This is a genomic window from Thiocystis violacea, assembly GCF_016583575.1.
GTDB classification, from domain to species: Bacteria; Pseudomonadota; Gammaproteobacteria; order Chromatiales; family Chromatiaceae; genus Thiocystis; species Thiocystis violacea.
This window is the reverse complement of record NZ_NRRG01000006.1, coordinates 22,404-35,529: the sequence shown is the minus strand read 5'-3', so window position 1 is coordinate 35,529 and position 13,126 is coordinate 22,404. Positions and strand designations below refer to the sequence as shown.

9 protein-coding genes are annotated in these 13,126 nt (G+C 66.6%); 1 reads left to right on the top strand and 8 read right to left on the bottom strand.

The window, feature by feature from the left end; all coding sequences use genetic code 11:
• Positions 1-94 precede the first annotated feature (94 nt).
• The 5 genes from CKO27_RS24415 to CKO27_RS04785 form a co-directional block, all read right to left on the bottom strand.
• Positions 95-913 (bottom strand): transporter, encoded by an 819-nt coding sequence (locus CKO27_RS24415; RefSeq protein WP_242470732.1) that lies wholly within the window; start codon positions 911-913, stop codon positions 95-97.
• Between the two features lie 177 nt (positions 914-1,090).
• Positions 1,091-3,466, bottom strand: coding sequence for an alkyl/aryl-sulfatase (locus tag CKO27_RS04800; RefSeq protein WP_242470731.1), 2,376 nt, complete (start codon positions 3,464-3,466; stop codon positions 1,091-1,093).
• 137 nt (positions 3,467-3,603) lie between these two features.
• A complete protein-coding gene (locus CKO27_RS04795) occupies positions 3,604-4,350 on the bottom strand; it encodes a porin family protein (RefSeq protein ID WP_338115887.1) in 747 nt (248 codons plus the stop codon).
• A gap of 740 nt (positions 4,351-5,090) precedes the next feature.
• Positions 5,091-8,141, bottom strand: a complete 3,051-nt coding sequence (locus CKO27_RS04790) for an efflux RND transporter permease subunit (RefSeq protein ID WP_200373744.1) — start codon at positions 8,139-8,141, stop codon at positions 5,091-5,093.
• On the bottom strand, positions 8,138-9,214 hold the full coding sequence (locus tag CKO27_RS04785) for an efflux RND transporter periplasmic adaptor subunit (protein ID WP_338115886.1): 1,077 nt from the start codon (positions 9,212-9,214) through the stop codon (positions 8,138-8,140). The genes CKO27_RS04790 and CKO27_RS04785 overlap by 4 nt, the downstream gene beginning before the upstream one ends.
• A gap of 504 nt (positions 9,215-9,718) precedes the next feature.
• Here CKO27_RS04785 and CKO27_RS04780 point away from each other — a divergent pair.
• Entirely contained in the window at positions 9,719-10,060 is a 342-nt protein-coding gene (locus CKO27_RS04780; protein WP_200373742.1) for a potassium channel family protein, read from the top strand.
• Between the two features lie 84 nt (positions 10,061-10,144).
• On the opposite strand, the gene CKO27_RS04775 is transcribed toward CKO27_RS04780, so the two are convergent.
• The 3 genes from CKO27_RS04775 to CKO27_RS24235 form a co-directional block, all read right to left on the bottom strand.
• Positions 10,145-11,485 carry an ArsB/NhaD family transporter gene (locus CKO27_RS04775; protein WP_200373741.1) on the bottom strand — a complete coding sequence of 447 codons (1,341 nt, stop codon included), beginning with the start codon at positions 11,483-11,485 and terminating at the stop codon, positions 10,145-10,147.
• A gap of 11 nt (positions 11,486-11,496) precedes the next feature.
• The gene (locus CKO27_RS04770; RefSeq protein ID WP_200373740.1) at positions 11,497-12,528 is read right to left on the bottom strand and encodes an amino acid ABC transporter substrate-binding protein; all 1,032 of its coding nucleotides are present in this window, start codon (positions 12,526-12,528) and stop codon (positions 11,497-11,499) included.
• 69 nt (positions 12,529-12,597) lie between these two features.
• The gene (locus tag CKO27_RS24235) at positions 12,598-13,065 is read right to left on the bottom strand and encodes a hypothetical protein (protein WP_207280602.1); all 468 of its coding nucleotides are present in this window, start codon (positions 13,063-13,065) and stop codon (positions 12,598-12,600) included.
• Between the last annotated feature and the right edge of the window lie 61 nt (positions 13,066-13,126).

Sequence of the window (13,126 nt, the reverse complement as noted above, 5' to 3'; positions counted from 1 at the left end):
CGAGTCTGTCATCTCTTGGCTCCAGAACATGACTGATGTGCTCCAGTCGATCAGTAACCGGCTTCTTGGCGTGGCGATGGGCCGCTACCGGGCTTTACCGCGGGAGCAGCAAAGTGAAGGTGACCCGCGCGCCCCAGCCTTCGGGACCAGCGTCCGGGCTCTCGACCCAGTAGTGAACGCCGCCTGCGATGCTCACCGGCAGCTTGCCGATTCGCACCACCTTCGAAACCACACCGCGGATCGGTATCAGCCACTCATGGGCATCCCAGTCGTAGAAGCTCTCGCTCTGAAGCGTATAGGTCCAGGCTGTGGGTGTCGTGTACGAGAGGAAGGGTTGCAGGAAGGTCCGGTTGATGTCGGCTCGGTCGTCGTCCCCCGCGAAGGACCACAGGTGGTTCGTCAGCCCTCCCAGGGTCCAGGGCCCCCGCTGGCGCAGTGCCACCGCCGTCGGACCGGCCGCCCACTGGTCGGCGGTCAGCAGGTCGTCGCCGCCCGTCGGCAGCAGCAGGACCGGCCCCGCGCCCCAGATCCAGCCCCCCGCCGTCGGTGCGGCGGGTGAGAAAAAGAGGCTTTGCAGGACGTCGCCGACGCCCGACTGGCTGCCGGCGCCGGGAAAGAGATCGTTCTGGTAGACCAGTGGCACGATGGTCCGCGAGATCAGGTTCCAGTCCGAATTCAGCGTAAAGGGAATCACCGGCTGGATGTTCAGCTGCCACTGCTCGCCATCGTCGAGCGGACCGAGACCCTGGTTGTAGTTGAACTGGAAGGGGATGCTGATCAGCGCGGCCACCGGGTTGGCGAGCTGCATCGCCAGTGCCTCCTCGCTTTGCTCCGCCAGCGCGAGTCCGGGACAGGCCATGCCCGCGGCCGTCAAGACGGCCATTGAGACTCTTGGTAGCTTGAACGTCGACATGCGACTCACTCCACGCCGAGGGTTTGATCATGGCGCCTGGGCGCGACCCGAAATCGGGGCACAGCCATGCAGCGGGTCCGCCGTGGCCACCGACTCGGCGATCGGCGGCGCCAAGTGGCCTTCAAGCGGTCCGCCGGCACTGGTGTGCCGGCCTGCGTGCCTGGAATCGATCGCCGATCAGTCGTGCTCGAGATCGATCTGCTGGAGCACCTCGAACGGCTTCGGTGGGGTGGCGTGCTGTTTGGGCGCCGTGCCGGGCAGGATCTCGAAATCCGGCGTGAACGGCACGAGGATCGAGCGCAGCTGGTCGAAGCCCGTGCGGTCGCCGTCGAATGTCGCCTTGCCGGCCTTGATCAGGTCGTCGAACGACGCCTGTCCCATCATCACCCCGTTGAGGTCGGCACGGTTCACGGTGATGCTGAGGTCCGGTTTCTTAGCCTGGAATCCCGCGATGGTGGTGAGCGTCGCGTTGCTCATTTCGACGGCGTATTGCTCGCCGTTGTCCGGCGTCACGAGGTTGATGGTGAACTTGAGCCCGTCGGCCTTCCTCGGGTCCATGCTGATGGCGACGAAGTCGAGCCACTGCTCGGTGGACATGGCGCGGACCACGTCCGGGCCGGTGGAGCGGGGCGGGACGCCGCCCGGCAGGCCGTTGCGCAGCTCGTAGGCGCCCTGCAGGAAGCTGTTGCGCACGCTGGTGCTCTCCGCCTGGTAGCCGAGCTGCTCGAAGGTGTCGGCCAGCAGGCGCCGTGCGGCCTGGTTGTGCGGCTCGGCGAACACCAGCTTGTTGAGGATCTCGGTGGCGTAGAGATAGGCCCCCTCGTCATCGAGCTGCCGGGCGCGCGCGAGGATTTTCTCGGCGCCGCCCATCATCTCCACGTAGAGCGGGGCCGAGTCGGCGGGCGACAGCGGGATCAGGTTGGTTGGATTGCCGTCGTAGTGCCCGAGGAAGCGGTTGATCACGCCGCGCGCGTTGTTCTGCACGTCGCCGTGGTAGCTGCGCGCGGCCCAGTTCTGCCGCAGGCTCTTCGGCACCTCGTAGACGTTCTGGATCTCGTTGATCGTCACGCCCTGGTTGGCGTAGTGCAGCGTCTGATTGTTGAGGTTGGCGTAGGCGTCGCGCTGTGCACGCAGGACCTCCTGGATACGGTCGTTGCCCCAGCGCGGCCAGCTGTGCGAGGCGAACATGACCTCGGCCTCCTGGCCGAACTTGTAGAGCGCCTCGTTGATCTCCTTCGACCAGTTGATCGCATTGCGCACGGACGCGCCGCGAATCGTGTAGATGTTGTGGATGGTTCCGGTGATGATCTCGGAGCCCCAGAACGCCTTGAGCTGGGGGAAGTAGGTGTTCATCTCGACCGGCGCCTCGGTGTCCGGCGCGTTCTGGAACACCATCTTCACCCCGTCGAGCGTGATCTCCTCGAAGTCCTTGCTGATGAGGCGATTGGGCGCGATCAGCCCGGTATTGCCGTTCGCCACGTTCTTGCCGATCGCCTGGTCGACATGGCCGAACGGGTTGCGCTGCAGCAGCACGGCATACTGCCACTGCGTGCGGCGCGACATCGCGTTGCCGGCGAAGACGTTCTCCGAGATCGCCGCGTCCATGAAATTAGACGGGGCGATCACCATCACCTTGCCGCTCGCGACGTCGGCCTCGTCCACGACGCCGCGCACGCCGCCGAAGTGATCCACGTGCGAGTGCGAGTACACCACGCCCACGACCGGCCGCTTGCCGAGCTTCTCGTTGATGAAGTCGAGTGCGGCCCGGGCCGTCTCCTTGGCGGTCGCCGGATCGAAGATGATCCAGCCGGTGTCGCCCTTGATGAAGCTGATGTTGGCCAGGTCGTAGCCGCGCACCTGGTAGATGTGCCCCGGCAAGACCTCGTACAGTCCGTAGGCCATGTTGAGAACGGCCTGGCGCTGCAGCGAGGGGTTGATGGAGTCGAAGTCCTGGCCCTTCAGCAGCCACTCGTAACTGCCCATGTCCCAGGCCACGTGGCCGGCATCGGCCATGATCCGCGTGTAGGGCGGCTCGGCGATGAAGCCCTTCTTCGCCTCCTCGAAGTCGCGCTGGTCCTCGAATGGAAGCGTGGCCTTGAGACCCTTGCGCAGCTCGATCGTGAACTCAGAAGGCGCCTTGCCTTGCGGATCGAAATGGCCAGCGGTGGAGACGTTCGCCACTGTCTGGGGTGGCTGGGCATCCCGCGCGGGCTCGGTCTGTGCGGTCTGTACCGGATTTGCCGTGACCAGCGCCGCTGGCAAGACGTAGGGGATCTCCGACCAGAGCCGAACGGCGGAATCCAGGCTCACGGACTGGGCGTTCTTCCAGACATAGCCGAAGTGCCGATTGAACCAGTCCCGGTTGGCGAAGAGGATTTGTCTGACGCACTCGGGAGCCGTGACAGCGACCCCGGCCTGGCGGATCTGGGTGCAGAGGCCGGAGAGATGCTCGCCGCGCTCGAGGGTGAAGGTGTGCCCTTGGCCGACGTCGGTCGGCGATTCGGCGCCGACGGCAAGCCCCGCTGTTGCGGCGGCGGCGAGGGCGGTGAGCATGACTGGGAGTCGAGCGGCCATTGGCGTTACCCCGGTAGGAATATTCGTTGAAACTGGTTGGGCGAATGCGCCTTGAGCAGGCGTCACGGAGCCGACGTTGGGGACAGGAGCAGGGTGTGGTCGCGGTAAGGGGCGCATCAGAAACGCACCGTGAAACCAAGCAAGGGGCCGTTGAAGTCGGTCTTGACATCCCGGCCATCGATCTCCTTCTCGGCCGAGAAATAGCGCCAGCCGCCTTGCACCGACCAGCGCGGGTCGAACTGGTAGCCGAGGCTCGCGAACAGTTGCCAGGTCAGATCGGAATCGCCGCCCGCGCCACCGACATCGCCGAAGACGGTCGCGAACCACTTGTCGTCGAGCGCCACACGGGCGCGTGCACCGATCACCGGGTCGACCCAGGTTTCGCTTACACCGAGGCTTTGGCGGGGAAGCCGCCCGGGGGAGAGCGTGAGATCGAGATCGATGGCGCTGAGGCGCAAGCCCGCCATCAGGTCGATGGCCGCCCGCTCGTTGTCCGCGACACGGTAGGCGACATAGGCGCTCATCGCCTTCGCCTCGACCTCCATGCGTGCGCGGCTAAAGAGCAGACCGAGTGGCGTGGCACGACTCTCGGAGAGGTTGGCGTAGAAGAGGTCCGCGATCAGGCCCCAGCGGCCGTTGCGCGCCTCCAATGCCCCCATGAAGGCGAGATCCAGGCTGGAAAGGACATCGCTCGTGCTCTTGTCGACCTCGACGCTTCCCCAGACCGTATCGACCGAAGAGGTGATCCCCGGCGCCCAGAGGTATGGCGAGAGCGCAAAGCTCCAACCACTGTTCTGCGCCGCCACGGGAGCGGCGAGGAGTGCCGTCAGACTCGCTGCGAAGACCTTAGCCTGTAACGTCACGACCTACGCCTCCAAAATGATCATGCCTAACCCAAGCGGATGCGGCGCAAGCGGGGTGCGACCACAACTGATGTGCCTGGGGTGAGCGGGAGCGAACCCAGCAAGCCGCCATGCTGGGGTTCGTTCCTCACCCCAGCCTACTTGACACGAATCGTTCGCGAACGCTCGATACAAGCCAATGTTCTGGCGGATATTCGGCGGCGGCGCTGGATGTTCGCGGACGCTCTCGCCACGGCATTGAAGCAGGCGCAGGATAGTTCGGTGGAAAGTTGGCCGGCTATTGCACATTGGTTAAACGCGCGGGCGCATGAGCGACGGGGCGGGAGGACAGAACACGGCCCAGAGGGATTCCGGCAGGACGCCGATTGGGAGCACCCAACGGCGGCCATCCATCCATCTGGAGGATCGGCAAGTGTGCCTGTGCGCGATGCTTCCGGCGTTATCGGCCCTCAGGCGACAATCGGTGACTAAGGCAACGCCCGCGAAATACCATGCCAATTCACGTTAGGTTCGGCTCGGAAGGCTGTCTGAGCCACCTGATATCGTCCGAAGCGCGAAGCTCCGAAACGGCCGAGCGGCCTGTCTGACATTGAGACAGGATTAACAGGATTTCTCAGGATTGACAGGATTCATGTCAGGCCGGATGTTTCTGAAAAAAATCCTGTAAATCCTGCAAAATCTTGTTAATCCTGTCCATTTTATTGGGTGAGATTCATGGAATGGTTTTTGTCGGGAGTTGCCTAACCACGGCGCAGATCGCTGCCCCTGAGCGACTCCCAGGTGACATAGAGCGTCGGAACCACCACCAGCGTCAGCAGCGAGGCCACCGACAGTCCGCCCATGATGGCGAAGGCCATGGGGCCCCAGAACACCGTCGGCGCGATCGGGATGAGCCCGAGCACGGTGGACAGCGCGGTCAGCATGATCGGGCGCACGCGCGAGCTGCTGGCGTCCACCACCGCATCCCAGATCGGCCGTCCGCCGGCTCGCTCCTGCTCGATCTGGGAGATCAGGATGACCGAGTTCTTGGCGATCATGCCGATCAGCGCCAGGATGCCGAGGATCGCCACGAACCCGAGCGGCCGCCCGGAGACCAGCAGCGCCCCGACCACCCCAATGAGGCCGAGCGGCACCACGCTCAGCACCATCACCAGCAGTGGGAAGCTCCGCAACTGGAACATCAGCAGCGTCAGCATCAGGAACAGCATCAGGGGCACCACGGCCATGACCGAGGCGCGGGACTCGGCGCTCTCCTCGACGGTTCCGCCGACCTCGATGTCGTAGCCGACGGGCAGACCGCCGGCCAGCGCCGCCACCCCCTCGGCCAGCGCGTCGACCACGGTCTCCGGCAGCAGGCCCGGGGCCGTGTCCGCCTGCACCGTGAGCGTCGGCACCCGGTCCCGGCGCCAGATCAGCGGCAGGTCCTGGCCGAAGTCGAAGGTGGCGATCTGGTTGAGCGCAACGGTGCGGCCGTCGGCAAGGGCCACCGGCAGGGTCCGCAGGCTGGAGGTGGAGAGCGTCTGGCCGCCGACCTCGCGGGTGATGACGTCGACCAGGAAGATGTCATCGCGCACCTGCGTCACGGTGCTCCCGGAGATGTTGGTGGCGAGGACCGCCGACACCGCCTGCGAGGACAGGCCGAGGCGGCGCGCCTCGTCCTGGTCGATGCGGATGGTCACCTCGCGTGCCGTCTCCATCCAGTTGAAATTGATCTGGCGGGTGAGCGACGACTCGGCCATCAGCCCAGCCAGCTCCAGCGCGATGCCGCGCAGCCGCTCCGGGTCCGGGCCACTGACGCGGTACTGAACCGGCCAGCCCACCGGCGGCCCCAGCTCCAGCGGAGAGACCCGGCTGACCGCCTCCGGAAAGACCTCCGGCAACGACTCCTCCAGGCGTTCCTCGATGCGCAGCCGTCCCTCGAAGTCCTTGGCGACCAGCACCGCCTGGGCATAGAAGGGGTTCGGCAACTGGACATTGAGCGGCAGGTAGAAGCGGATCGCGCCCTGGCCCACGTAGGTGCTCCAGTGGTCCAGGTCCGGGTCCTCGGCGAGCATGGCGTCCAGCCTTTCCGCCGCCGCCGCGGCGGCGTGAATGGAGGCGTTCTGCGGCAGCGTCAGGTCCACCAGCAGGTCCACGCGGTCCGAGGCCGGAAAGAACTGCTGCGGGATCAGCCGCACGCCGAGGATGGCCACCACGAACAGCGCCAGGGTGACCAGAAGGGTCAGCCAGCGCAGGCGCATGGCGCCATTCAGCAGGCCGCGGTACAGGTGCAGCGCCCGGCCCGGCGCCGCGCCCGCGGCCTGCGCCGGCGCCTTCAGCAGGGCCGTGCCGAGCAGCGGCGCAAAGACCACGGCGACGAACCAGGACACCAGCAGCGCAATCGCCACCACCGCGAAGATCGAGAAGGTGTACTCGCCGGCGCTGCTCCGGGCAAAGCCAATGGGCACGAAGCCGGCGATGGTCACAAGGGTGCCGGTCAGCATCGCGAACGCGAGCGTGCGATACGCATAGGTGGCCGCCTCGCGCTTCGGCTCGCCCAAGGCCAGGCGCCGGGTCATGGCATCGACGGTGGTCATGGCGTCGTCCACCAGCAGCGCCAGCGCGATGATCAGCGCGCCGAGCGAGATGCGGTGCAGGTCGATGTTGGCGAGGTCCATCAGCGCGAACACCAGCGCCAGCGTCAGCGGGATGGTGAGCGCGACGACGGCGCCGGCGCGCACGCCGAGCGCGATGAAACCGATGGCCAGGATGATGGCGATGGCCTGCCACAGCGAGGTCGTGAAATCCGCTATGGCCTCGTCCACCGTGACCGGCTGGTCGGCGACGCGGATGACGTCGATGCCGAGGGGGAGCTCCCCGATGATGGCGGCCATCCGCGCCTTGACCCTGTCGCCCAGGGCCAGGATGTCGCCGCCCTCGCGCATGGCGATGGCAAGCCCCAGGGCCGGCTGGCCGTTGACCCGGAACAGGGATTGCGGCGGGTCCGCGTAGCCGCGGCGCACTTGGGCGATGTCGCCGAGCCGCAGCATGCGCCCGCCGACGGCGAAGCTGACCTCCAGCAGATCCGCCGTGTCGCGGAAGGCACCGGAGACCCGCAGCGAGATGGCCTCGTCGCCAGTCTGGAGCACCCCGGTGGGCGTGACGACGTTCTGCGCCCGCAGCGCGGCCGTCAGCGCCGCCGGGTCGATGCCGAGCCCGGCGAGCTCGTCCATCGCGAACTCGATGTAGAAGTGCTCGTCCTGGGCGCCGAGGACGTCGATCTTCGCCACGTCCGGCACCCGCAGCAGTTGCGAGCGCACGTCTTCGACGGAGTCGCGCAGCTCGCGGTGACTGAAGCCGTCGGCGGTGAAGCCGTAGATGATGCCGTAGGTGTCGCCGAACTCGTCGTCGAAGCGCGGACCCACCAGCCCCTGCGGCAGCGTGTGGCGGATGTCGCCGACCTTCTTGCGGACCTGGTACCAGGCATCCTCGATGGCCTCCGCCGGCGTGCGGCCATCGAGGTCGACGAAGATCGTCGTGCTGCCCGCGCGCGTGAAGCTGCGCAGCCGGTCCACGTGCGGGGCCTCCTGCAGCGTGCGCTCCAGCCGCTCGGTGACCTGGTCCAGCGTGTCCTGGAGCGTCGCCCCCGGCCAGGCGGCCCCCACCACCATGGTGCGAATCGTGAACGCCGGATCCTCGGCGCGGCCGAGCTTGAAGAAGGCACCGACGCCGGCCGCGACCGCGACGATCATCAGATAGACGACGACGGCGCGGTGGTTGATCGCCCATTCGGACAGGTTGAACGGCTTCATCGCGGCGTCCCGCCGGTCGTTTCGCCCGCGCCCTCGGGCGCGGCCTCGTCGGGGGCCGCCGGCGGCTCGGCCGGCGTTCCGCCCGCGCCGCCAACCGCTGGCGCCGCACCGAACAGGCGCACCGGCTGATCCGGGCGTAGGCTCTGCACGCCCGCGGTCACCACCAGGTCGCCCGGCATGAGCCCGTGCTGCACCAGCACCCTGTCCAGCTCATAGGCGATCACGTCGATGCTGCGCAGCGCCACGCGCTGCGTATCCGGGTCCACCACCCACACCGCCGGCTGCCCGTCGGCGCGGGTCAGCGCCGCAGCCGGGATCGAGAGGCCTTCGGCATCGCCGCCGACCGGCACCTTGCCGCTCACCGAGGAGCCGAGCCGGAGCGCCTCCGGCGGATTGGCGAGACCGACCCGCACCCGGAAGGTGCGCGTCACCGGGTCCGCCTGCGGCGAGACCTCGCGCACGCGCCCCACCGCGCGCACCTTGGGATCGGTGGTGGAGACGACCTCGATCACCGTGTCCGCCGCCAAGGCATCCTTGACCCGCGACGGGAAGTCGAAGACCGCATCCCGTCCGCCCTCGCGCGCGAGCTGGACCACCATCTGGCCCGCGGCCACGACCTCCCCGGGCTCGGCGCCGCGGGCCGTGACGGTGCCGGCGGCATCGGCCACCAGCTCGGTGAAGGAGAGCTGGTTCTCGGCGCTGCGCAGCTTGGCCTCGGCGGCCTCCACCTGGGCCTCGGCGGCATTGCGCGACTCGACGGCCCGGTCGAACTGCTGCCGGGCGACGAAGCCGCGCGCCACCATCGGCTCATAGCGGGCGATGGTGGCGCGCGTTTCCACCAGCCGCGCCATCGCCGCGGCGACGTTGGCGCGCGCCGCATCGGCCGCGTTCCGCGCCGTCTCCGGATCCAGCCGCGCGACCGTCTGTCCCGCCCGCACCCGGTCGCCGACGTTGACCGAGCGCTGGATCAGTTGGCCGCCGACGCGGAAGGCCAGGTTGATGCTGTCCTCGGCCTCGATGGTGCCGCTCAGCGTGATCTCCTCGCCGCCGCCGGCCTCGGCGACTTCTGCCACGCGCACCGGCCGAATGGGCTCTGGTGCGGCCGAGGGCTCCGCAGATTGCTCGAGCTCGCAGCCTCCGATCAGCAGCGCCGTGCACACGGAGACGACGGAGACAAGTCCAGATCCACACCTTGACGTGCGTTGTGAGACCGCCTGTTGCATAGGGCACCCCTCGTGCTGGTTGCGGCGATCGCCGCCCCCAAGTGAGTGATCGATGAGGGCCGCGGCCTCCGGATCTCGCCTCCCGGCAAGGTGTTCGGCGTTTGCGCGCGGCCGGGAGCCCCCGCCGCATGCAGGCCGATGAAGACGCCCACTGGACGCGGTTTAAAGATCCGTAGGATAGTTAGGCGGGGGTTGGCCGGCTATTGCACGTTGGTTAAAGCCGGGGCGCACGTGAGACCGATCGAGGAGAGCGCCCGCGCGGGACGGCAACGAGAGACTGCCGCAGCGTTGCTCGTTACGGGTAGCTGCTTCATGGCATCATGGGTTCAAATCTAGCGAGCTGTTGCGTGATCAATGGAGTTCACGCTGACTTTCCTCCGCATATTTTTTTTGGACATCCTCTATGCGAGCCCGGTTCTGGGCTTCCTTCTCCTCCTGATCGTACTCGTCGGCTCCCTCATTGGCCGACTCGAGGGGTGGTCGGCGTTCGACGCCCTTTACCACGCCTTCATCAATGCGACGACCGTTGGTTATGGCGACTTTCACCCGTCGAAGAAGGGCTCCAAGGCGCTCGCGATCCTCCTCGCGCTCGTCGGCCTGATCTTCACCGGCATGGTCGTCGCGATCGCGCTGCATGCGGCGAGCTTTGCTTATGCGGAGGTGTACACCGTCGCTGGGCTCTGGCGCCGGTCATGAGGCTCGTCGGCTTCCCCTGGAATGGCGCCAGGCTCGGCACCCGCGATTCTCCCGCACCGACAACGCGCCCAAGTTGCAAATGCGCTAACCCAGAATCGCATCCAGCGCCAAGACGTAGAGAGTCCCGACAGATAACTGCACCGCGGCGATCGGCAGGCCAATGCGTAGGAACTGCATGAAGGTCACCCGCTTGCCCTGGGCCGCGCAGATGCCGGCCGCGACGACATTGGCGGAGGCACCGATCAAGGTGGCGTTGCCGCCCAGCGTGCCGCCAAACATCATGGCAATGAACAGGGGCAACGTCGCATCGGGCCAATCGGTGAAACCAGGGCCCAGCGCGATCTCGGGCACGGCTTCGGCTGCCACCAGGTAACCGGTCGTCATCACCAACGCGGCCGCGACCACCGGGATATTGGCCAGCAGGCTCGACAGGACGCCGATGCCGGCCAGCGACAGGAGCGCGACCGGCATGAAATCGTCTCCGAACCAGTGGTAGAGCTGGATCGATAGCCCTTGCAGCAGCTCGGTTTTGACGAAGGCCTGAACGAGGGTGAAGATGGCGCCGAGAAACACGATCGTTTTCCAGTCGACGTCGCGGATGACCTCGCCCACCGGCTCGATGCGTGCGCCGTAGACCACGAGTAGCGCCAGCGAGGCGCCGATGATCGCGACCTGGGGCGGGATGATGGTATTCGGCAGGGACTCTCCGACCAGGAACAGGACCACCATGATCCCGAGCACCAAGAGCGATAGCGCCAGGAAGGCGGGTCGCTCGATCGTCACGGGCGGGCGCTTGGGGGGCAAGGTCACCCGTGCGGCCCAGATCTCCGGCAACAGGCGTGGCAGCAGGGGCACGATGACCAAGAGTGCCAGCAGCCCACCGAGGCTCACCAGCCGCAGATAATCGATGAAGGACAGCCCAATCGCGCTGCCGACCAGAAAGGTCGCGGGGTCACCCACCAGGGTGAGCATGCCGGCGGCGTTGCTGACAATGGCCGTGATGATCAAGGGGCCGACGAAATCCACTTTGAGCGCCTGACAGACCCCGACGATGATCGGCGCCACCAAAATGACCGCGGTCGCGTTGGGAAGTACGGCGCACACCGGAGCGACCAGCACGACGATCAGCAGCAGCAGGCGTTTGCCGCTCCCGGCGGTGGCACGCAGCAAGGCCTCCTCGAGCCACGCGAAAATCCCGGTCCGACTGATCACCCGCGCCACCACCATGCCGCCGAAGAGCAGGGCGAGCGGACCACTGGCCGTCTGCACGATCTGGATGAGATCTCCGCCGTCGAGGATATCGAACATGATCAAAACGCAGACCCCGAGCAGGGCGGCGACCGCCATATCGACGACGTCGAGCGCAATCACCAGGATGACGGCGGCGAAGACGCCGATGGTCAGGTAGATCTGAATGTCGGTCATGGCCGCCTCATTCAATCCATCGGCAGGGCATAGTGCAGTCCGCCCTGGGTCCAGAGCCGGTTGAGACCGCGTTCGATCTCGAGCGGGCTCTCGCGGCCAAGGTGGCGCTCGTACATTTCGCCGTAGTTGCCGACGGCTCTCAGCACCCGCGTTGCCCACAGGGCAGGTATCCCCAGGGATCGCGCGATCATGGCCTGCTCCTCCGCGGAGCGTCGCACCAGGGAATTGCGGTTCTCCGCGATGACGGCGTCGAGGTTCTCGCGCGTGACCCCGTATTCCTCGGCGAGGATCAGGAGGTTCAGAACCCAGCGGACCACCGTGGTCCACTCGGGGTCACCGCCCCAGACGACGGGGCTGAGCGGTTCCTTGGAAATACGCTCGGGCAGGATGACGAAATCCCGAGGATCATTGGGCGCGTGCAGACGCATCGCGGCGAGCTGCGCGGCATCCGAGCTGTAGGCGCGGCAGCGGCCGGCGAAGAAGGCTTGGGCCGCCTCGGCGGCCGAATCGATGACCAGCGGCGTGACCGACCACCCCTTGGCACGAAACCATTCTTCGAGATTGCGCCGGTGCGTCGTCCCTTTCTCGATGCAGACAGTCGCGCCGTCCAGGTCCGCCGGCGCCGCAATGCCCGCCGCAGCGGGCACCATGAATCCCTGGCCGTCGTAGAAGAGGATTCCAGGAAACTGGACCTTCAACACCGCCTCGCGGGTCAGGGTCCAGGTGGTGTTGCGCAGGAGCAGATCGATCTTGCGCGCCTGCAATGAGGGAAATCGTGTCGAGGCGCGCAGGGGCAGGTACTCGACCTTGTCCGGGTCCCCAAGGACCGCGGCCGCGACCGCGCGGCAGAAGTCCACGTCGAAACCCTGCCAGCGTCCATCGGCGTCGCGCTCGGAGAAGCCTGGAATGCCTTCACTGACCCCGCAGCGCAGCAGCCCGCGGGCTTTCACTCCCTCCAGGACTTCGCCCGCTTCGAGCCGCGGCAAGACCAGAAGCATCAGGACGAGCGCGGCAACACGCCAAAGCCTCCAGTCGAGATGCATTGAAATCTCCCAACCACCAGCGCCAGTCCTCCACCACCAGAGGTCTTGCATGAGATTTTGCATGGCCGCTCAGCAGGGTCCGTCACACTGGGTGACGACGCGTACGCAATTGGATGCCTCGAAAGTGTCATTGGTGATAGCGAGATCACCCCCTCCGGCATGGATCAATGTCGCCTTGTTGCACTGCGTCTGTCGGGTGCCGAACTGAACGGGGGACACCCAGCGCACGTTGGAGCAGTCCGCGTTTCCCCGCCCTAGCTGGATGCCCGTTTCGTAGGTCGCGCAGCGCAGCCGCGTATGCGTCACCGCGGCGCGGAGACTCCAGGCACCGGAGTCATCGACCCGCCCCCGAGTCTCCCCCGCCTGGAACGCCTTCGTCGCGGGTTGCCGGGCGCCGGTGGACGGGGCCGGGAGCAATGGCACATCAAGGGTGCTCACAATGCGCGAGCTGTCCGAGCGCGGCGCTTGGGAGACGCTGTCATTGGATTCTCGTGCGGCGCACGATGCCAGCAGGAGGACGGGCAGCAGTTTCCACATGGTGTCTCACCAATGAGTGCTTAGAAGGGTCCATCGCTGCCTTGACATCGTCGTGGTGCCG